Here is a 19,794-nt window from a genome sequence, read left to right on the forward strand (position 1 = left end):
GACCTCGCATGACCCCCAAGATCACCTTCGTCGGCGCGGGCAGCGTCGTGTTCACCCAGGGCCTGCTGGCCGATCTGTTCGCCTACCCGGAGCTGGACGGCGCGCACATCGCCCTGCACGACATCGACCCGGACCGGCTGGCGACCGCGCTGGCCGCGGCCCGGCGGATCGCCGCGGTGCGGGGCGTCAAGCCGGTGCTGACCGCCCACGCCGACCGCCGGGAAGCCTTGGCGGGCGCGGACTTCGTCGTGAACATCGTCCAGATCGGGATGGCCGAGGCGACGCGCACCGACTTCGAGGTCCCGGCGCGCTACGGCCTGCGCCAGACCATCGGCGACACCCTCGGCATCGGCGGGATCTTCCGCGCGCTGCGGACGTTCCCCTTCCTCAAGGCGCTCGGCGCGGACATCGCCGACGTCTGCCCGGACGCCTGGCTGCTGAACTACACCAACCCGATGGCGATGAACGTCCAGTACCTGAGCGAGGTCACCGGGCTGACGCGGGTCGTCGGGCTCTGCCACTCGGTGTACTGGACCGTGCACGGGCTCGCCGAGCTCGTCGGGGTGCCGTTCGACGAAGTCACCTACGTCGCGGCGGGCGTCAACCACCAGGCGTGGGTGCTGCGGTTCGAGCACGCGGGCGCCGACCTCTACCCGCGGCTGCGCGAGCTGGCCGAGACCGACGGGCAGCTGCGGCGGCGCGTCCGCTTCGACATGCTGCGCCGGCTCGGCTACTACCCGACGGAGACCAGCGAGCACTCCGCCGAGTACGTGCCGTGGTACCTCGGGCACGACTCCGAGATCGAGCGCCTCCGCCTGCCGATCGGGGCCTACCTCGGCATCGTCGCGGAGAACGAAGCCGAGTACGAACGGACCCGGCGGGCGATCGCGGCCGACGAACCGCTGCCGGTCGAAGGCACGGGCGAGTACGCGCCGCAGATCGTCCACAGTGTCCTGACCGGTACCCCGCGGACCGTCTACGGCAACGTCGTCAACCGGGGCCTGATCGAGAACCTGCCGGCCGGCGGTGTCGTCGAGGTGCCGTGCCTGGTCGACGGCACCGGCGTCCGGCCGACCCGGATCGGCGCGCTGCCGCCGCAGCTCGCCGCGCTCAACCGGACGTACCTGAGCGCCAACGACCTCGTCGTGCGCGCGGCCGTCGAGGACGACCCCCGCCACATCCGGCACGCCGCGATGACCGACCCGGCCACGGCGGCCACGCTGCCGGTCGAGCGGATCTTCGAGCTGTGCGACGACCTCGTCCGCGCGCACGGCGACCGGCTCCAGCCCGCGCTGCGCGCCGTCCTCGGCCGCTGACCTTCGAGACCAGGAGAACCATGTCGCACACCCTCGACGAGATCACCAGCCAGCCGTCGTGCTGGGCTCGCGTCCTGCGGGAGCTGCCGGACCACGCGCCCGCGCTGCCCGCGCCGGGCGAGCGCGTCGTGGTCATCGGCTGCGGGACGTCGTTGTTCATGGCCCAGAGCTACGCGCGGCTGCGCGAAGACGCGGGCCAGGGCGTCACCGACGTCTTCGCGGCGTCGGAAGCGCGGCTCGACCGCCCGTACGACCGGGTGCTCGCGATGACCCGCTCCGGCACGACGACGGAGATCCTCGACGCGCTCGGCCGCGTCCGCCCGGGCACCCGCGTCACGACGATCACCGCGGTGGCCGGTTCTCCGGCGGCCCGCGTGTCCGACGACGTCGTCTGCCTGCCCTACGCCGACGAGTGTTCGGTGGTGCAGACCCGGTTCCCGACGACGCAGCTGCTGCTCCTGCGCGCCCACCTGGGGTTGCCGGTGGAGCGGGCCCTCGGCGACGTCACGCGGGCGCTCGCGGAGCCGCTCGACGCGTTCGTGGCGGCGTCCCAGATCTCCTTCCTGGGCACGGAGTGGTCCGTGGGACTGGCGAACGAGGCGGCGCTGAAGGTCCGCGAGGCCGCGGCGTGGTGGACGGAGTCGTACTCGGCGATGGAGTACCGCCACGGCCCCATCGCGGTGGCGGCCCCGGGCCGGGCGGTCTGGAGCCTGGCCCCGCTCGACGCCGACCTGGTGTCCCGCGTCGAGGCGACGGGCGCTTTCCTGCGGCAGGGCAGGCTGGACCCGCTGGCCGAGCTGGTCGCGATCCAGCGGCTGGCGGTCGTGCTGGCGGAGCGGGCGGGGCGGGACCCGGACCGGCCGGCCCACCTGACCCGGTCGGTGGTGCTGGCGAGCTGACGGACCGGAGGTAAGGTCGGCGCATCGTTCCGCGGTTCAGCCCAGCAGCCGTAGCCCGGCACCGCGCCTCACGGCCGGTGCGCGCACTCAGCTCGCGGAGGTCGCCCATGCTCGGTGAGTACACCGGCGAGGGCGGCACGTTCCCCCGGTACTCGCTGGACGCGGCCGGAGTCCGGCCGTGGTGGGCCCGCGACGAGCCGCCGGCGGTGATCGCCGGGCGCTACGAGGTCGGCGGCCTGATCGGCAGCGGCGCCACGGCCCGCGTCTACCAGGCCTACGACCAGCTGCTGCGCCGGGACGTCGCGGTCAAGGTGTACGACCGGGGCGCGGTGGCCGTGGACCAGCTGCGCCGGACCCGGGAGAAGGCCATCCAGGCCAGCATCGACCACCCCCGCGTCGTCGCCCTGTACGACAGCGGCACCGACGGCGACCGCCCGTACCTGGTGATGCAGCTGGTGTCGGGGGAGAACCTCGCGCAGCGCCTGCTGGCCGGGCCGATGCCGGTCGAGCGGGTCACGGAGCTGGCGGCCGAGCTGGCCGGAGCGCTGGCCCACGTCCACGACCGGCGGATCGTGCACCGGGACCTCAAGCCCGCCAACGTCCTGCTCGGCGGCGACGGCCCGCTCATCTCCGACTTCGGCATCGCCCACGAGCTGGGGTCGACGCACGTCACCGGCACCGGCCTGGTGACCGGCACGGCCGCGTACCTGGCCCCGGAGCAGGTCGCCGGCGAGCGGGCCGGGCCGGCGGCCGACGTCTACGCGCTCGGCCTGATCCTGCTGGAGTGCCTGACCGGCCGGCGCGAGTACCCCGGCACGCCGGCCGAATCGGTGACGGCGCGGCTGCACCGGTCGCCGCGCGTTCCCGGGGATCTGCCCGCACCGCTGGCCCACGTCCTCGACCGGATGACCGCCCGGGAACCGGATCGGCGTCCCACCGCCGGTGAGGTTCTGCGGCTGCTGCGGGAGCCGGTGGCGGCCCGGGCACCGCGTCGGCGCAAGCTCGTCGCGGCCGGCGGTCTCGCGACCGCGGCCACCGCGGTGGTGCTCGGCGTGCTGCTCACCGGGCCGGACGCCGCGGCGCCCGGTGCGGGTGGGGAGCCCGTCGGATCGGTCGTCCCGGGCAGCCCGGTGCCGCCGTCGGTCGCCGTGTCACCGCCCGCGTCGACCGTCCTGATGGGGTCGCGCGAAGCGGCGGTGGTGCCCCGGCCGGTCACGTCGGACGCGGTGGACGGACCGCCCGCGAACAACGGCAAGGCCAAGGGCAAGACCCGGGGGAACGGCCCGGCGAAGGGCAAGGGGCCGACCGGTCACTGACGCTTCACGGCGCTTCGGCCGGGCGCTGCACGCCGAGGGCGACCGCCCGCAGCAGCGTCGTGAGCTGTTCGCGGAACCGCAGAGCACTGTGCGCCCACCGGGGCACCTCGTCGTAGAGCTGCCGCAGGGTCGGCGACGGCCGGGACAGCTGGAACAGGTACGCCGCGCAGCTCATCGCCGCCGTCAGGAGGGTCCGGGCGCCCTCGGCGTCCAGGCCGTCGCCGGCCTCGACCAGGGCCGCCGTCATCGCGTCGAACGCCTCGGAGGCGGCGGTCTTGTAGCCGCGCGCCCGCTCCAGCCGGACCGCGCCCTCCAGGCTGAGCCCGACGTGCGTCTGCAGGTCGCAGAACAGGGGGAGCGCGTCCAGTGACCCGGCGACGGCCTCGGCGACCTCGACCGGGCCCAGCCGGCGGTCTGCCGGGACGGCCAGGTCGGCCAGCAGCCGCGAGCGCCAGTCCGCCCAGCCCTGTTCCGCCAGTTCGAGCAGCAGCTCTTCGCGGGATTCGAAGTACCGGCGCAGCGCCGACGGGTGCAGGCCGACCCGGCTCGTCACCTCGGTGAGGGTGACCTCGCGCACGCCACGCTCGACCGCGAGCTCGCGCGCGGCGGTCAGCAGGGCGGTCTTGCGCACCTCTTTGTCCTGGTCGGAGCGGGCGCGCTGGCGAGGCTGGGTCACCCGACCACGATAACGCAACCGCTTTGACTTAACTCTGCGGCACGCGTACGTTCGAATTAACGCAAAGGCATTGCGTTAACGAAGGAGCTTCCCATGGGTTCAGTGTTTTTCGTGACCGGCTCGTCGCGCGGCCTCGGCCGGCAGATCGCCGAGCGGGCCCTCGCCGCCGGCCACCGCGTCGTCGCGACCGCCCGGGACCCGCGGTCCCTGGACGACCTCGTAGCCCGCTACGGCGACCGCGTCCACGTCGAGCCGCTGGACGTCACCGACCCGGCGGCCGCCGAAGCCGCGGTGGCCGCCGGCGTCGCCGCGTTCGGCCGGATCGACGTCGTGGTCAACAACGCCGGCCAGGGCGACCGGGCGTCCCTCGAAGACACGACGCTGGACGTCTTCCGCCGGCAGATCGAGACGAACTTCCTGGGCACGGTCTACGTCACCAAGGCCGCGGTGCCGGTGCTGCGCGGGCAGGGCGGCGGCCGGATCATCCAGATCTCGTCCGTCGGCGGCCGCGTCGGCAGCCCGGGGATGACGGCGTACCAGTCGGCGAAGTGGGCGGTCGGCGGGTTCACCGAAGCGCTCGCCGCCGAGGTCGCCCCGCTCGGCATCAAGCTCACGGTCCTCGAGCCGGGCGGGATGCGCACCGACTGGGGCGGCGCGTCGATGACCACGCCGCCGATCAGCGAGCCGTACGAGGCGACGGTCGGCGCGTCGGCCCGGGCGATGGCCGACTTCGAGCGGCACGCGAACAGCGACCCGCGGAAGGTCGCCGACCTGGTGCTCACCGTCGCGGGCCTCGACGAGCCGCCGTTGCGCCTGCTGGCGGGCAGCGACGCCTACGAGTACGGGCGCGAGGCGTGGCAGCACCGCGTCGACACCGACGCGAAGTGGGCGCACCTGAGCACGTCCACCGACGACGCCGAATCCGGCGACGCGTGGCGCCTCCAGCGCGGCAAGAGCCTGCCCGACGTGCGGGCCTGACCGACACCGACGAGTGGTCGGAGGTTCCGGAAGGCCGATTGGTGGGTAGCCCACAGGTGTGAGGCTGAGCAGGCCCTGCCTGCGGGACTAGTGAGAGGTGATCACAATGAGCCAGGGCGATGCTCCGGTCGGGCGATCGGTGAAGACGGCGGCCGCCGGTGTCCGGGATCTCGCCGCGGAAGCGGCACGAGTGGGCGCGGCCGCGGCCGTGCGGGCGGTGGAGATCACCGACCGCAAGCTGTCGGAGAGCGCGGACGAGCTCGCGAAGGTCGGCCGCTCGGCGACCAAGGACTTCGACAAGAGCACCCGTTCGTCCCGCCGTGACGTGCGAAAGCACTCGGTCGCCGCTCGCGACGAGGTGCTGTCCCGTGCGGTGAAGCTGCGCGACCCGGGCCGCAAGGCGGCCCAGGCGATCGCGACGGTGGCGGGCTCGACGGGCGAGTCGAACCGCAAGCGGCGCAAGGCGGTCGCGACGGCGAAGCGCGACCTCGCGGTGGCGCTGGAGGAAGCGAAGAGCGTGGCGCGCGGAGACCGGTCCCGCCGGTCCCGCTGGCCGTGGCTCCTGGCACTCGGCGCGGTGGCCGCGGGAATCGTGGCCGTCGTGCAGGTGCGGCGGTCGAACCCGCTGGTGGAGGAGGAGAAGGCCACGGAGCCGGCGGCGACCCCGGCGCCCGCTTCCGTGCCGGCTTCCGTGCCGGCCGACAAGGCGGTCCCGCCGGCGCCCACCCCGCCCGCGGCCCCGAAGCCGCCGGCCCCCAAGTCGCCCACCGGAGCCAACGGCCACGCAGCGGCGGGCAAGACGGAGAACAAGAGCCGGTAGCCGAACCGGCCCCGAGCCGGGGCGCTGTCCGAACGGACGGCGCCCCGGCTTTTCGTCTTTTTTTCGATCTCTGTGACGAGATCTCCGATTCCCGAGTTATTTCCACGTGGCAGCGGGTCTCCTGGCGGACAGGTTCCCGGTCGATCAGCCGCGCTCGTTCTCCAAGTGCTGACGTCGGAGTCACCGCGCCGCTGATCGCCGCCGCGCATCCGAGCTGTCGACGGATTGTCGACGGCCCCTGGCACGGTGGGCTTCCTGTTCCGGGAGGGAACACGTCGGCCGGGTTCCGGCCGACCGACTTCGGCGACTGCCGGTGGGGAGTACCAGGGTGAAAGTACGGATGAGCGGGCCCCGATCGCGGGGTCTGCGGATGGTCATGAGTCTCGCGGTGGTCGCGGGAGTGTGCGTGGGGCTGCCGGTGGCGGCCGCCGCGCCGGCGGCGGCGGTCGGCACGGTGCAGGTGGTCGTGGGACCGCTGTCGGTGAGCAACTCGGCGTCGCCGAAGTTCGCGCCGTCGGCCGTGTGCCCGGCCGGTACCAAGGTGCTCGGCGGGGGTGGCTGGGCGCAGGTCCAGGCGCGGACCCCGGAGTCGGAACGGGTGGTGCTGTCCGAAATGCGACCCGCACCCTCGACGACCGGCGGCCGGGACACCTACGAGGCGGGCGCGTTCGAGCTGTCGCCCGGAACGACCGCCGACTGGTCGGTGCAGGCGTTCGCGATCTGCGCGCCGCCGATCGCGGGGATGCACCTGGTCGTCGGCCGGTCGATCTCGTCCAACTCGACGCAGATCGCGAGGGCGGACTGCGGGTCGGACAACGAGGCCGTGCTCGGCCTCGGTACGCAGGTCCTGGGCGCCGACGGGCAGGCCACGCTGGTCTACGAGTTCGCCGAGACGTTCCGGGTGGCGCAGGCGAAGGCGCTGGAGGACGCCGACGGGTTCGCCGGCATCTGGGAGCTCGACGTGTTCGCGGTCTGCGCTCCCTTCCCGCGCAACTACGGGACCAGCTTCGGGCTCTCGACGCCCACGACCCCGAACTCCGACCCGGTGCAGGTCGCGTTCTCCCGCTGCGGCAACGGCAACGGCAGCAAGACGCTGGGCGTCGGTGCCGCGGTCAACAGCCCGCTGCCCGGCATCGGCCTGCAGGTGGTCTTCCCGGGCAGCCAGCTGGAGTCGGCGGCCGTCGAGGCGACGCCGACCGGCGCCACCTGGGGACCGACGGCGGTGCAGGGCATCTGCGGCGACTGATCCGCGGCCCGGGAGGGGCGGGCCGGCGCCGGCCCGCCCCTCCCGGGAAAGATCCGCGGCTCGTGCGCGCAATGCCACTCTTCTGCGAAATCCGGCGTCCGATCCGCGGATGAGCGCGCGAAGTCGTAGCCGCCGGGTTACTGTCTTCCCTGCGGGCCGGCGCGCCCCCTCCCCCTCGGCGCGCCGGCCCGCTCCTTTGCCTCAGTTGGGCCAGCCCGGCACAGTCAGCCGAACGCTGTAGAGCCCGAAGTTCCCGCTCTCGTTCCCGGCGGACGGCGTGCCGGACGTGATGTACAGCGTCTGGCCGTCCGGGCCGCCGAACGCGGCGTTGGTCGCGTTCGGCCCGGCGGAGATCGTGCCCAGGGCCTGACCGGACGGGGCGAACACGTGGACGACGCCGTCCCCGTAGGTCACCTGGTACACGTTGCCCGCGCAGTCGATCGTGCCGCCGTCGGTGCCGCCCAGGGACGCGAAGTCGCCGCGGGCGCCGGTGCTGCCGTCGGCGTCGACCGGGTAGCGGTAGATCTTGCCGGTGGCGTTGCCGCCCACGTAGAGCGTCTTGCCGTCGGGGGACAGCTCGATGCCGTTGGGTTCGCGGATGGTGTCGTCGATCAGGGAGACGACGCCGTCGCGGACGCGGAACACCCCGGTCTTGCCGGCCATCCCGTCCGGGCGGTCCGCCCGCTGGAAGTCGGGGTCGGTGAAGTACACCGTGCCGTCCGGGCCTTCGGTGACGTCGTTGGGCGAGTTGAACGCCCGGCCCTGGAAGTTCGCCGCGAGCGTGGTGCGTTGCCCGGTCGCGAGGTCGTAGCGGGAGACGCTGCGCCGGTCGTGCGTCGCCGCGATGAGGGACGTGCCGTCGCGGTCCAGCGCCAGCCCGTTGCTGCCCGCGTCGGCGATGACGGTGGTGAACGCGCCGGTCGCGGGGGAGTAGCGCAGGACGTCCGACGGCTGGACGTTCTCCGCGCCCGCGCCGTCGTGCATGTTCGTCAGCAGCAGCGTCTGGCTCGCCTTGTCCCAGGTCGGGCCTTCGAGGAAGTTGAAGCCGTCGCGGATCTCGGTCGCGTTGAGGTGGGCCGACGGCAGCGGGGAGCCGAACGGGCCTGGCGGGCACGGGCCGCCGGCCGGCTGGGTCGTGCCGCCGGGCAGTTTCCACGCCTGGTTCGCGCCGCCCGTGCAGGTCCAGGTCTGCAGCCGGGTGCCGTCCGCGCCGGAGCCGCCGGTCGCGTCGAGGCACTTGCCGGACGCGGTGTTGACGAGGCCGTCGCCCTGGGCCGCCCAGCGCTGGGCGCCGGTGCCGTTGCAGGCGTAGACCTGCACCGCGGCGCCGTTCCGGGTCGACCCGCCCGCCACGTCCAGGCACTTGCCCGACGCGGCCACGACCGTGCCGTCCGTGCCGGTGGTCCACTGCTGGGCCGCTCCGCCGGTGCACGACCAGAGCTGCACGCGGGTGCCGTCGGCGCTGCCGGGGACGTCGACGCACTTGCCGCCGATGCCGGTGATCGGGCCGGGGCCGGCCGCCGCGGCCGGGACGGCGACCGCCAGGCCGCCCGCGGCGAGGGCGGCGGCCACGGCCCACCGTCCGAAGTGGACTCTCACACGGGCGGGCGGTTTTCGGGAACCGGACGGGGAGACCATGCCACTCCTCACGAATGCGGAGACAGTGGCGGCTGTCGGGAAGCTCGGGAAACCGGCCCGGCTTGAAGGCGTGAGGATGATCGTAAGTACTCGTGATTTTCGGTGTCAAGACTCGCGCTTCCACTGGGCGGAAGAGCCGGCCGGATCGCGTCCGGTGTGACGTGGGTCGGCTTGAGAGGATGACCCCATCGCGCATAATGAGCACCTGACCGACCGCTTAGCATGTGCCGGGTACCACACCGCGAAGGAGACACACAGCCGTGAACTCGTTCAAGGATCGCGTCGCGATCGTCACCGGGGCCAGCCGGGGCATCGGCCTCGGGATCGCGAAGACGCTCGTCGAGCGCGGGGCCAAGGTGTGCATCACCGCGCGCAAGCCCGAGGCCCTCGAGGAAGCCGTCAACGAGCTCGGCGGCCCCGACGTCGCCATGTTCGTGCCCGGCAAGTCCGACGACACCGACCACCAGGACGAGGCCGTCGCGAAGACGATCGAGACCTTCGGCCGGCTCGACTACCTGGTCAACAACACCGGCATCAACCCCGTCTACGGGTCCACCCTCGACATCGACCCCGCCGCCGCGGCGAAGATCCTCGGCGTCAACGTCCTCGCGCCGCTCGGCTGGACCAAGCGCGCCCGCGACGCGTGGATGGGCGAGCACGGCGGCGCCGTCGTCAACGTCGCCTCCGTCGCCGGCCTCGGCGCGTCGCCCGGCATCGGCATGTACGGCGTCAGCAAGGCCGCGCTGATCCGGCTGACCGTCGAGCTCGGCGCCGAGCTGGGGCCGAAGATCCGGGTCAACGCCGTCGCGCCCGCCGTCGTCAAGACGAAGTTCGCCACCGCGCTCTACGAAGGCCGCGAAGAAGAGGTCTCGGCGGCGTACCCGATGAAGCGCCTCGGCGTGCCGGCCGACATCGCCGGCGCCGTCGCGTTCCTGCTGTCCGACGACGCGAGCTGGATCACCGGCCAGACGATGGTCCTCGACGGTGGCGTGACCCTGGGTGGTGGCCTGTGACCGGCGTCGTCGTCACCGGGGGTGGCGGGGGCATCGGTGCCGCGCTGGCCCGCCGCTTCGCCGCGGACGGCGCCCAGGTCGTCGTGGCCGACCTCGACGGCGACAAGGCCGCCGAGGTGGCCGCGGAGGTCAAGGGCACGGCGTTCGCGGGCGACGTCGCGAGCGTCGACGGCGTCGCGAAGCTGATCGAGAGCGCGCGGAGCACGTTCGGCGGCGAGATCGACGTCTTCTGCGCCAACGCGGGCATCGCGCCCTTCGGCGGCGCGGAAAGCCCCGAAGAGGTCTGGGCGCGCACGTGGGAAGTCAACGTCATGTCCCACGTCCGCGCGGCGAACCAGCTGCTCCCGGCGTGGCTCGAGCGCGGTCAGGGCCACTTCATCGCGACGGTCTCCGCGGCTGGCCTGCTCACCAGCCTCGGCTCGGCGCCGTACTCGGTGACCAAGCACGGCGCGCTGGCCTTCGCGGAGTACCTCTCGGCGACCTACCGGCACCGCGGCATCACGGTGCAGGCGATCTGCCCGCAGGGCGTGCGCACCGCGATGCTGGAGAGCACCGGCACCGCCGGGCAGCTGCTGATGGGCGCGTCGGCGATCGAGCCCGAGCAGGTGGCGGACGCGCTGTTCGCGGCCATCGAGGCGAAGCAGTTCCTCGTCCTGCCGCACCCGGAGGTCGCGGACTACTACGCGGCCCGAGCGACGCAGACCGACCGCTGGCTCGGCGGGATGAACAAGCTGCAGCGCAAGGTCGAAGCGGCCCTCGAGGCCGAATGAACTGGCAGCCGGAGGTCGACGAGATCGCGCGGCGGCGCGAGCTGGCCGAGCGCATGGGCGGGCCGGAGAAGGTGGCCCGCCAGCACGCCGCCGGGCGCTCGACGGTCCGCGAGCGGATCGCGGCCCTCGTCGACCCCGGCAGCTTCGACGAGATCGGGGCGCTCGCCGGCACGGCGTCCTATGTGGACGGCGCGCTGGAGTCGTTCACCCCGGCCAACTTCGTCATCGGCACCGCGCGGCTCGACGGCCGCAGGGTCGCCATCGGCGGCGACGACTTCACCGTCCGCGGTGGCGCCGCCGACGCCGCGATCATGGAGAAGCAGGTCCACGCCGAGCGGCTCGCGAACGAGCTCGGCCTGCCGATGGTGCGGCTGATCGAGGGCACCGGGGGCGGCGGCAGCGTCAAGATGCTGGAGCAGCACGGGTTCACCTACGTCCCGGTCAACCCGGGCTGGGACCTCGTGGTGGACAACCTTTCGACGGTGCCGGTGGTCGCGCTCTGCCTCGGGCCGGTCGCCGGGCTCGGCGCCGCCCGGGCGGTGATGGCCCACCTGAACCTCCTGGTCGAGGACGTCGGGCAGCTGTTCGTCGCCGGGCCGCCGGTGGTGAAGCACGCGACGGGGGAGGACCTCACCAAGGAGGAGCTGGGCGGCGCGGACGTCCACCGCCGCAGCGGCGCGATCGACCGGATCGTGGCGTCCGAAGCCGAGGCTTTCGCGGTGCTGAAACAGTTCCTGTCGTACCTTCCGTCCTCTGTGGACGCACTGCCGCCGGTCGGGTCCACTTCGGACCCGGCGGACCGGCGTGACGAGGCACTGCTGTCACTGGTGCCGCGCAACCGCCGGCACCCCTACCGGCTGCGTCCGCTGCTCGACGGCGTCTTCGACGAAGGTTCGGTGTTCGACTACGCGGTGTCGGGCGGCTCGGCCTACGCGGGCCTCGCGCGGCTGAACGGCCACCCGGTCGGCGTCCTCGCCACCGACCCGTACCGCGGCGCGACGCTGACCCCGGAGGGCGCCGACGTCATGACGCGGCTGGTCGACCTCTGCGAGACGTTCCACCTGCCCCTGGTGTCGCTGACCGACCAGGCGGGCATGGTGATCGGCGCGGCGGCCGAACGCGCGGGCGCGATCCGCCACGGCGCCCGCGCGGTGACGGCGGTCTACCAGGCAAGGGTCCCGATGGCCGAGGTGATCGTCCGGCGCGTGTTCGGCGTCGGCGGCGCGGGCCAGGTCAACCGCCACCGGCTGGTCCGCCGCTGGGCGTGGCCGTCTGGCGACTGGGGATCCCTCCCGATCGAGGGCGGCATCGAAGCGGCGTACCGCGCCGAACTCGACACGGCCGACGACCGCGAGGCGCGGATCGAGGAGATCCGCAACCGCCTGGACGCGGTGCGCTCACCATTCCGCACGGCGGAGCGGTTCTCGGTCGAGGACGTCATCGACCCGCGCGAAACCCGCGCCCGCCTGTGCGACTGGGTACCGGACGCGTACGCGGTGCTGCCGAAGCTGCTCGGCCGCCCGTCGTTCGGCATGCGGCCCTAGACCACCCGGTACCAGTGCGGCCGCAGCTCTTCGAGGCCCACGGGTTTGCCGCCGGGCCGGTCGAACATCCGGACCCCGTCCCCGAGCAGCACCGGGACCGGCATCGCGAGGATCTCGTCGAGCAACCCGGCTTCGAGGCACTGCCGGGCGATGTCGGCGCCGAGGACGTTGACGTACTTCTCGCCGGCCGCCTCCTTCGCCGCCGCGACGGCGCCGACAAGGTTGTCGGCGAACGTGACGCCGGGGGCCGGCGCCGCGGGACGGTGGGTGAGCACGACCTGCGGTCCCTCCCAGCCGCCGCCGAAGGCCTTGCCCTCGCGCTCCGGGTCGCCGCGGTGCGGGTCGTCGCCGCCGTACGTGCGGCGGCCGACGAGCAGCGCGCCGATCTCCGGGATCAGCTCGTCGACCAGCGGGTCCGGGCCCAGGTACGGGGTCAGCCAGGACATGTCGCCGCCAGGGCCGGCGATGAAGCCGTCGATCGAGCAGCTGAAGCCGTAGAGCAGTTTCGCCATGATGTCTCCTTTGGGCCGGTTCGCGGACTTCAGTACTGACGGCCGGGGCCGGGAAAAGTCATCGGCTTCACCCGGCCGTGTCCGGAACGCGACAGGATCACCACGGACCGTTGACAACGGTGTCAGCCCGCGAGGACCGTTCCGGAACGCAGTGGCTCGATTACTTGTGCTCAACGGCGAAGGACAAGTGACATGGTCTTGCGTACCCTCCTGCGGCTCACCGCCGCCACCGCCCTGGCCGCCGCCGGCCTGATCCCGACGCCCGCGTCCGCGGCCCAACTGGTCACCGATCCGGCGTCCCTGGTGAACCCCTTCATCGGCACCTCCAACGCCGCCGACGACTTCCCCGGCGCGGACGTCCCGTTCGGGATGCTCCAGTGGAGTCCCGACACACCCAGCCGCCCCGACGGCGGCGGGTACGAGTACAAGGACTCGTCCATCACCGGCTTCAGCCTGACGCACCTGTCCGGCCCGGGCTGCGGCGCCGACGGCGACGTCCCGATCCTGCCGACGGTCGGCGCGGTGAACACCGGCGCGAGCGTGTCCTTCAGCCACGGCAACGAATCCGCGAGCCCCGGGGCCTACTCGGTGAACCTCGGCAACGGCGTGAACACCGAGCTGACCGCGGCGCTGCGGTCGGGGATCGGCCGGTTCACGTTCCCCTCGACCTCCCAGGCGAACCTGCAGTTCAAGCTCAACGGCAGCCAGAACGGCACGTCCAACCAGACGTGGACGGTGGTCAGCCCGACCGAAGTCTCCGGTTCGGTCACCTCCGGGCACTTCTGCGGCGCCGGGTTCACCTACACGCTCTACTTCGACGTCGTGTTCGACCGCGCGTTCAGCTCCAGCGGCACGGCCGCGGCGACGGCGGTGACCCCGAAGGCGTCGCCGGGCAAGCTGCACGGCACCGCGGCTTCGAAGGTCGCGGCAGCCCCGGACGCCGGCCCGGGCAGCGCGTACGTCCGGTTCGACACGACGAGCAACCCGACGGTGCAGGCCAAGGTCGGCATCTCCTACGTCTCGGTGGCCAACGCCGTCGCGAACCGCGCCGCCGACATCCCGGCGTTCGACTTCGCCGCGACCAAGCAGGCCGCGCACGACAGCTGGAACTCCCTGCTCGGCCGGATCCAGGTGGCCGGCGGCACGGCGGCGCAGCAGCGCGTCTTCTACACCGCGCTGTACCACTCGCTGTTGCACCCCAACGTGTTCTCCGACCGCAACGGCCAGTACATCGGCTTCGACAACCAGGTCCACACCGTCGCGAGTGGACACTCGGCGCACTACGCCAACTTCTCCGGCTGGGACATCTACCGCACGCAGGCGCAGCTGTCCGCGTTGCTCGCGCCCGCGCAGACGAGCGACATCGCGCAGTCGATGATCGCCGACTACGCCCAGGGCGGCGGGCTGCCCAAGTGGTCGCAGAACAACGGCGAGACGTACGTGATGGTCGGTGACCCCGGCACGGCGATCCTCGCGAGCTACTACGCCTTCGGGGCCCGGAACTTCGACACTTCGGCGGCGCTGCAAGCGATGCTGAAGGAAGCGAGCGTGCTCAACAACGTCCGGCCGGGGCTCAACGCGACCAACGCGCCGGGGTACCTGCCGGCCAACGGCACCTACCAGTGCTGCAACTTCTACGGCCCGGTCTCGACGCAGCTGGAGTACGACACGGCGGACTTCGCGCTCTCGGCGTTCGCCGGCGCGCTGGGGGACACCGCGAACCAGCAGTTCTACGCCGGGCGCGCGCAGAACTGGAAGAACACCTTCAACCCGGCCAGCGGGTTCATGCAGCCCAAGGACGCGGGCGGCGGCTGGACCGGCGGCTTCAACCCGGCGAGCGGCTCGAACTTCGTCGAGGGCACGTCGTGGCAGTACACCGGCATGGTGCCGTTCAACGTGGCGGGCCTCGCCGCCGCGCGTGGCGGAAACGCGTCGCTGATCAGCTACCTCGACAGCGTGCTGGCCGGGTTCCACGGCAGCGGCGGGTCGCAGGCCGACCTCGGCAACGAGCCGAGCCTGGAGCTGCCGTGGGAGTACGACTACGTCGGGCAGCCGTACAAGACGCAGAAGGTCGTCCGGCAGGTGCAGGACCAGATCTGGACCGACGCGCCGGGCGGGCTGGCCGGCAACGACGACCTCGGCGCGATGAGCGCGTGGTACGTGTTCTCGGCGCTGGGTTTCTACCCGATGACGCCGGGGACGGCGGACCTGGCGCTGGGCAGCCCGCTGTTCACGCAGGCGGTGGTGACGCTGCCGAGCGGGAACACGCTGACGGTGAACGCGCCGGCGGCGGCGGACAACGCGCCGTACGTCCAGAGTGCGTCGTGGAACGGCTCGGCGTGGAACAACGCCTACGTGCCGACGTCGGCTCTCGTGTCGGGCGGGACGCTGGCGTTCACCTTGGGGACCTCGGCGAACACGTCCTGGGCGGCGTCGAACCCGCCACCGTCGTACGACGGGACGCTGCCGCACCTGGGCCCGTTGTCGTCGGGAGTCGCGGGCAAGTGCGCGGACGTGGCGACCAGCGGAACGGCGAACGGGACGCACGTGCAGCTGTACACGTGCAACTCGAGCGGCGCCCAGAAGTGGTTCGCCGGCCCGGGCGGGACGTTCCAGGCGCAGGGCGGGTGTCTCGACGTGAGCAACAGCGGCACGGCGAACGGCACGAAGGTCCAGCTGTGGCAGTGCAACGCCTCCGGCGCCCAGACGTGGCAGGCGGGCGCGGGCGGGTCGCTGGTGAACCCGCAGTCGGGCCGCTGCCTGGACGACCCGGGCAGCACGACGACGGACGGGACCCAGCTGCAGATCTACGACTGCAACCAGAGCGCGGCCCAGAAGTGGACCCACGGCTGACGCCGTCGTGCGGCCTCCGGGGCCGGGTCGCTTAGGCTGAGGCCATGAGCGACTCGACCCCGGAGGAACTGGCCCGAGTTTTGCGAGGCCAGGCCCGGAGCGCCGCGACCACGGCCCTGCGCGAAGGGCTGGAGGACATCGAAGCCCGGCACGGTCAGCACGCCGCCGACGAGGTCGCCGCGCTCATCGACGTCGCCGGGGTGTTCGACGGCCTCACCGAGCGTGCGGCCCCCGCGCGCCGGGACGACCGGAACGACGACGGCGAGTGGGAGTTCAAGCCGCTGACCGGCTACTGATCGTCACTTCCGCCAGTCGTAGCTCAGGGTGGGCGGGTCGTCTGAGCCCTTCGTGACGGTGAGGTGCTGGTCGGGGTGCGCGGCGGCGTACCGGGTTATCTCGGCGTAGATCCGGTCGCGCATGTCCGTGTCCCGGACCTCGAGCGTGGCGCGCTGGCCCAGCGCTTCGGGGTTCACGGTCGAGTCGGTGCGGATCGCCAGGTTCCAGAAGTGCTTCTTGTCGGTCCCCATCCTGGACGGCTTCCTTGGTGGTCCGGCAGGCGCGGGCCCGGTCGTCGAGGTCGGTGGTGCTGCCCTTTTCGACCTTGCCGGCGAGATCGTGGATCCGGTCGAAGATCGCGGTCACCGGTCGATCCGCCCGAGGCCGCTGTCGAGGGTCTTGAGGAAGGCATCGCGGGCGCCGCTGTCGGTGGCATCGTAGGCCTTGGCGGCGGAGTTGATGCTTTCGACGAGGTTCTCGACCTGCTGCTGCGCGGCTTGCAGGTCTTCCTGCCGCGTGGTCAGCCAGACGTCGTAGTCCCCGGCGAACCCACCGGCCCGATCAGTGGCCCCGACATTGGGTGACCCACCGGCGGCGAGAGTGGGCGGTTTCCCGCACCGAGCTTGGCCGCGGCCTTGCGGATGTCCTCGACATCGACCTCGAACCCCACCGGTTTCCTCCCCGTGTGACACGATCTGTCGGCAATGTAACAGTCGGGTCGGGGGAGTGCGGGCGTTCCGGCGGGCTTGGCTTTGCCTGAATCGAGATCTACCGCGAGTAACTTCCGGCGCCTGAACGCCGACATCACCACGGCACCCGCTGGAGGTGCAGACACTGTCGGAGGTCACAGGTGGCGCTGCTCAAGAAGAAGACACCCGAAGAGGTGGCGGCGGAGACATCCGCGAAGGAGCGGCAGCGTCAAGAGCTCGAGGAGCGCAAGCGAGCCCAGCAGGCGGCGAAGGAACGAGAAGCCTTTGACCGATCTCCGGCCGGCCGTGCTCGGGCCGGGTTCAACCGGGGCGATCACGTGTTCCAGTACTCCATCGACGTGATGAACCAGGCGGCGGTCATCGTCGCGATGGTGGGAAGCTCGACGAGCCAGCGGACGAGCGATCCAGTGGCGGTCCTCAACTCGGTGTGCCGGGAGGGCTGGGAGCTCGTGAACGGTTCGTTCGTCTTCGTCGAGCAGGGACAGCAAAGCCGGGACAAGTTCTTGTCATCGGGTCAGAACGTCGCTGTCAAGGGCGAAGTCGTCGGCTACTACCTGTTCAAGCGCTGCGAAGCGAACCAGCGCACTCAGTCCGCCGGATAAGGCGGGAACTTCGGCTCCCGCCGCTCATTCCAGCTGGCCAACCCCTCAACCAGCTCCGGACGCCCGAACGACTCGATCATCAAAGCCGTAGCCTCCCGAGCCGCCTCCTCCAACGGCAACCGAGCCTCCCGCGGGAACTGCGCCTTCATCACCGCCATCGACCGGGGTGCGCTGTACGTCGCCAGTTCCGTCGCGTACGCATGCGCCCGCAACGGCAGCTCCTCCGCCGCGACGACCTCCTGGACCAGCCCGTAGTCCAAGGCCTGCTCCGCCGTGAACGTCCGCCCCGAAAGCAGCAGGTCACGGGCGCGCCCCTCGCCCACCAGGGACGGCAGCAGCTTCGCGATCCCGTACTCCGCGATCAGCCCGCGCCGGGAAAACGCCGTCGTGAACTTCGCGCCCGCCGCGGCGAAGCGGACGTCCGCCGAGCACGCGATCACGAACCCCAGGCCCGCGCAGCCGCCGTTGATCGCCGCCACCACCGGGACTCCCACCGACGATGCCGCCAGGACGTCGCGGAAGTTCTCGTGTCCGCCGCCGGAAGCCGGGGGTGCGGCCGCGATGTCGTCCAGCAACCCCAGGTCGGCGCCCGGGCAGAACGCCTTGCCCGCGCCCGTCACGACGACCGCCCGCACGTCGGGGTCCGCGTCCGCCTGGCGTAGCAGCCCGCCGTAGCGGGCCTGCATCGGCACGTCCATCGCGTTGCTGCGCTCCGGTTTGTCGAACGTCAGCGTGGCGACCCGGCCGTCCGACGCGTACCGGACTCCGTCCACAGTGGACATGGGACCTCCTCGGGATCGCCACCATACTAAGCGGTCGCTTGGAAGAAGGCCAGGTGTGTCACGACTCGCCGAGCCGGGTGCCCCGCCGCCACACCGCGCGCGTGTCGAGCGTGTCGTCGATGTCCGCCGTCGGGTCGCCGTCGACGAGCAGGAGGTCGGCGCGGAGCCCCTCGGCGATGCGGCCCCGGTCGCCGAGGCCGAAGCGGCGGGCGGTGGTCGCCGTCGCGGCGCGCAGTGCCTTCTCGGGCGTCAGCCCGGCGGCCACGAGGTACCGCAGCTCTCGGTGCAAGCTGGCTCCGTGCGCCAGGCCGCCGAAGAAGGTCTCCGCCATGGAAGCGTCCGTGCCGGCCAGGATGTCCACGCCCGCGGCGTCCAGCGCCCGGACGGTCTCCAGCACGTCCTCGAGCTTGCCCTGCGGGTAGCGGTCGTAGCTGGCCCGCAACGTTTCCTCCCACTTGCCGTCGAGGCGGCGGGCGACCCGCGGGTCGTCGGCGAGGTCGCTGCCGGTGATGCCCATCATCGACGCGTCGAGGCAGATGCACGGCACGACGAACATCCCCGCACCGGCGACGAGGTCCACGATCTCCGCGGTGTGCGGCCGGTCCATGAACACGTGGACGACCCCGTCGATGCCGGCTTCGGCGGCCATCCGGGTCGCGTCGAGGGTCAGCGTGTGGGCCACGGTGAGGGCGCCGTACTTCTTGGCCTCGGCGACGCCCGCCTCGAGCGTGGCCTGGTCGAGCATCGGCAGCCCGGGATGCCCCTCGACGCTGCCGTCGTCGATCATGAACTTGATGTAGTCGGAGCCCCGCGCGAGCAGCCGCGGGATGAACGCGGCGGCCTCTTCCGGCGTGGTGGAGAACGGCATCAGCGGCATCACCGGCGGCAGGTCGCCGCCCGGCCGGAACCCTTCCGGCATCAGCTCGCTGGGGTGCCCGCCCGGCGGGGTGATGGCGAAGCCGGACGACCGGATGTCGGCCACCGTGTCGTCCTCGGCGGAGCGCGCCCGGTTCTCGCGGGTGTTCATGCCCTGCATCTCCAGCTCGGTGGTGACGCCGAACCGCAGGGCCAGCGCCCGGGAGCCGGGCGCGGAGTGGACGTGAGCGTCGATCAGCCCGGGCAGCAGGGTGGCGCCCCGGCCGTCGACGACCTCGGCGCCGGCGGGCACGTCGCCGCCGATCCGGCGGATCTTCGGGCCGTCGAGGACGACGGTCCGGACCCCGAGGGCCTTCTCCCCGTCGAAGACCCGGGCTCCGGTGATGGCGGTGGTGGCCATGGTGGCCTCGCTTTCTCGTTCGCAGTTACATACCCAATGCTATGCAGTTTACGACTGGCATGCAAATGCGGGGGGTACTACGATTCAGGGGTGGACAGCGCTGAGGACTCCTTGCTCGACCGGATCGGCCCTGCGCTGTCGCGGCTGCGCCGCCGCACCCCGGCCTCGGGCCGGGACCTGTCCCGCAACCTGGTGCTGAACGTGGTCGCCGACGCTCCGGGCGAGCTGACGGTCGGCGGGCTCGCCGCCGAAATGGGCGTCGCGCAGCCGGTGGCCAGCCGCACGGTCGCGGCCTGCATCGCCGACGGCCTGGTGCGGCGGGCGGCGTCCCAGGCCGACGGCCGCCGGACCGTGCTGGAGCTCACCGAACGCGGCGAAGCGGAGCGAAACCGGTTCGCGGCCGAGCAGCGCCAGGCGTTCGAAGCCATCACCGCCGGCTGGTCGCCGGAGGATCGCACCCAGTTCGCCCGGCTCCTCGTCCGCTACAGCGCCGACGCGGGCGCCTGGTCCCGGAGCCGGCGAGGCCGTTGACGGCGTCGCGGTTCGAAAATGTCGAACCCTTTGTCC

At 72.2% G+C, this 19,794-nt stretch carries 20 protein-coding genes; 13 read left to right on the forward strand and 7 right to left on the reverse strand.

The genetic code is table 11. The features are described 5' to 3' along the window. The first annotated feature begins 8 nt into the window (after nucleotides 1-8). From melA to ACZ7OU_RS25165, 3 genes are all read left to right on the forward strand, one after another. Nucleotides 9-1,316 carry an alpha-galactosidase gene (gene melA, locus ACZ7OU_RS25155; protein WP_470256951.1) on the forward strand — a complete coding sequence of 436 codons (1,308 nt, stop codon included), beginning with the start codon at nucleotides 9-11 and terminating at the stop codon, nucleotides 1,314-1,316. A 20-nt stretch (nucleotides 1,317-1,336) separates the two neighbouring features. Beyond that, nucleotides 1,337-2,215 (forward strand): SIS domain-containing protein, encoded by an 879-nt coding sequence (locus tag ACZ7OU_RS25160; RefSeq protein ID WP_470256952.1) that lies wholly within the window; start codon nucleotides 1,337-1,339, stop codon nucleotides 2,213-2,215. Nucleotides 2,216-2,322: 107 nt separating this feature from the next. Further along, a complete protein-coding gene (locus ACZ7OU_RS25165) occupies nucleotides 2,323-3,531 on the forward strand; it encodes a serine/threonine-protein kinase (protein WP_470256953.1) in 1,209 nt (402 codons plus the stop codon). A gap of 4 nt (nucleotides 3,532-3,535) precedes the next feature. Here the strand turns inward: ACZ7OU_RS25165 and ACZ7OU_RS25170 are convergent, their stop codons facing one another. Continuing rightward, nucleotides 3,536-4,207 (reverse strand): TetR/AcrR family transcriptional regulator, encoded by a 672-nt coding sequence (locus ACZ7OU_RS25170; RefSeq protein WP_470256954.1) that lies wholly within the window; start codon nucleotides 4,205-4,207, stop codon nucleotides 3,536-3,538. 93 nt (nucleotides 4,208-4,300) lie between these two features. On the opposite strand from ACZ7OU_RS25170, the gene ACZ7OU_RS25175 reads away from it, so the two are divergent. The 3 genes from ACZ7OU_RS25175 (at nucleotide 4,301) to ACZ7OU_RS25185 (ending at nucleotide 7,251) form a co-directional block, all read left to right on the forward strand. Further along, nucleotides 4,301-5,185 (forward strand): SDR family NAD(P)-dependent oxidoreductase, encoded by an 885-nt coding sequence (locus tag ACZ7OU_RS25175; RefSeq protein ID WP_470256955.1) that lies wholly within the window; start codon nucleotides 4,301-4,303, stop codon nucleotides 5,183-5,185. A 106-nt stretch (nucleotides 5,186-5,291) separates the two neighbouring features. Further along, nucleotides 5,292-6,005 carry a hypothetical protein gene (locus ACZ7OU_RS25180; protein WP_470256956.1) on the forward strand — a complete coding sequence of 238 codons (714 nt, stop codon included), beginning with the start codon at nucleotides 5,292-5,294 and terminating at the stop codon, nucleotides 6,003-6,005. Nucleotides 6,006-6,381: 376 nt separating this feature from the next. Next, complete coding sequence (locus tag ACZ7OU_RS25185) at nucleotides 6,382-7,251, forward strand: hypothetical protein (RefSeq protein ID WP_470237633.1); 870 nt, start codon at nucleotides 6,382-6,384, stop codon at nucleotides 7,249-7,251. Nucleotides 7,252-7,452: 201 nt separating this feature from the next. Here the strand turns inward: ACZ7OU_RS25185 and ACZ7OU_RS25190 are convergent, their stop codons facing one another. Then, nucleotides 7,453-8,823 carry an SMP-30/gluconolactonase/LRE family protein gene (locus ACZ7OU_RS25190; RefSeq protein WP_470256957.1) on the reverse strand — a complete coding sequence of 457 codons (1,371 nt, stop codon included), beginning with the start codon at nucleotides 8,821-8,823 and terminating at the stop codon, nucleotides 7,453-7,455. A gap of 326 nt (nucleotides 8,824-9,149) precedes the next feature. Here ACZ7OU_RS25190 and ACZ7OU_RS25195 point away from each other — a divergent pair, with 326 nt between their 5' ends. Genes ACZ7OU_RS25195 through ACZ7OU_RS25205 form a run of 3 tightly spaced genes read left to right on the forward strand, consistent with a single transcriptional unit; the run spans nucleotide 9,150 to nucleotide 12,216 of the window. Beyond that, complete coding sequence (locus ACZ7OU_RS25195) at nucleotides 9,150-9,902, forward strand: SDR family oxidoreductase (RefSeq protein ID WP_470256958.1); 753 nt, start codon at nucleotides 9,150-9,152, stop codon at nucleotides 9,900-9,902. Further along, on the forward strand, nucleotides 9,899-10,672 hold the full coding sequence (locus ACZ7OU_RS25200) for an SDR family oxidoreductase (RefSeq protein WP_470256959.1): 774 nt from the start codon (nucleotides 9,899-9,901) through the stop codon (nucleotides 10,670-10,672). The genes ACZ7OU_RS25195 and ACZ7OU_RS25200 overlap by 4 nt, the downstream gene beginning before the upstream one ends. After that, nucleotides 10,669-12,216 (forward strand): acyl-CoA carboxylase subunit beta, encoded by a 1,548-nt coding sequence (locus ACZ7OU_RS25205; protein WP_470256960.1) that lies wholly within the window; start codon nucleotides 10,669-10,671, stop codon nucleotides 12,214-12,216. Before ACZ7OU_RS25200 ends, ACZ7OU_RS25205 begins: the two co-directional genes overlap by 4 nt. Here the strand turns inward: ACZ7OU_RS25205 and ACZ7OU_RS25210 are convergent. Then, on the reverse strand, nucleotides 12,213-12,728 hold the full coding sequence (locus tag ACZ7OU_RS25210) for a dihydrofolate reductase family protein (protein ID WP_470256961.1): 516 nt from the start codon (nucleotides 12,726-12,728) through the stop codon (nucleotides 12,213-12,215). The two genes, ACZ7OU_RS25205 and ACZ7OU_RS25210, sit on opposite strands and share 4 nt — an antisense overlap. A gap of 192 nt (nucleotides 12,729-12,920) precedes the next feature. Here ACZ7OU_RS25210 and ACZ7OU_RS25215 point away from each other — a divergent pair, with 192 nt between their 5' ends. Continuing rightward, the gene (locus tag ACZ7OU_RS25215) at nucleotides 12,921-15,581 is read left to right on the forward strand and encodes a lectin (RefSeq protein WP_470256962.1); all 2,661 of its coding nucleotides are present in this window, start codon (nucleotides 12,921-12,923) and stop codon (nucleotides 15,579-15,581) included. A 44-nt stretch (nucleotides 15,582-15,625) separates the two neighbouring features. Beyond that, the gene (locus tag ACZ7OU_RS25220) at nucleotides 15,626-15,877 is read left to right on the forward strand and encodes a hypothetical protein (RefSeq protein WP_470256963.1); all 252 of its coding nucleotides are present in this window, start codon (nucleotides 15,626-15,628) and stop codon (nucleotides 15,875-15,877) included. Between the two features lie 3 nt (nucleotides 15,878-15,880). Here the strand turns inward: ACZ7OU_RS25220 and ACZ7OU_RS25225 are convergent, their stop codons facing one another. Together ACZ7OU_RS25225 and ACZ7OU_RS25230 are read right to left on the reverse strand one after the other, a co-directional pair. After that, entirely contained in the window at nucleotides 15,881-16,108 is a 228-nt protein-coding gene (locus ACZ7OU_RS25225; RefSeq protein WP_470256964.1) for a hypothetical protein, read from the reverse strand. Nucleotides 16,109-16,219: 111 nt separating this feature from the next. Next, nucleotides 16,220-16,549 carry a hypothetical protein gene (locus ACZ7OU_RS25230; protein WP_470256965.1) on the reverse strand — a complete coding sequence of 110 codons (330 nt, stop codon included), beginning with the start codon at nucleotides 16,547-16,549 and terminating at the stop codon, nucleotides 16,220-16,222. A gap of 158 nt (nucleotides 16,550-16,707) precedes the next feature. Between ACZ7OU_RS25230 and ACZ7OU_RS25235 the strand changes: the two genes are divergently transcribed. Beyond that, nucleotides 16,708-17,169 (forward strand): hypothetical protein, encoded by a 462-nt coding sequence (locus ACZ7OU_RS25235; RefSeq protein ID WP_470256966.1) that lies wholly within the window; start codon nucleotides 16,708-16,710, stop codon nucleotides 17,167-17,169. Here the strand turns inward: ACZ7OU_RS25235 and ACZ7OU_RS25240 are convergent. Continuing rightward, complete coding sequence (locus ACZ7OU_RS25240; protein WP_470256967.1) at nucleotides 17,154-17,951, reverse strand: enoyl-CoA hydratase-related protein; 798 nt, start codon at nucleotides 17,949-17,951, stop codon at nucleotides 17,154-17,156. The genes ACZ7OU_RS25235 and ACZ7OU_RS25240 overlap by 16 nt on opposite strands. A gap of 58 nt (nucleotides 17,952-18,009) precedes the next feature. Continuing rightward, on the reverse strand, nucleotides 18,010-19,227 hold the full coding sequence (locus tag ACZ7OU_RS25245; RefSeq protein ID WP_470256968.1) for an amidohydrolase family protein: 1,218 nt from the start codon (nucleotides 19,225-19,227) through the stop codon (nucleotides 18,010-18,012). A gap of 90 nt (nucleotides 19,228-19,317) precedes the next feature. Here ACZ7OU_RS25245 and ACZ7OU_RS25250 point away from each other — a divergent pair, with 90 nt between their 5' ends. After that, on the forward strand, nucleotides 19,318-19,758 hold the full coding sequence (locus tag ACZ7OU_RS25250) for a MarR family winged helix-turn-helix transcriptional regulator (RefSeq protein WP_470256969.1): 441 nt from the start codon (nucleotides 19,318-19,320) through the stop codon (nucleotides 19,756-19,758). The last annotated feature ends 36 nt before the right edge of the window (nucleotides 19,759-19,794 follow it).

This window comes from Amycolatopsis sp. NPDC114505 (assembly GCF_055633615.1).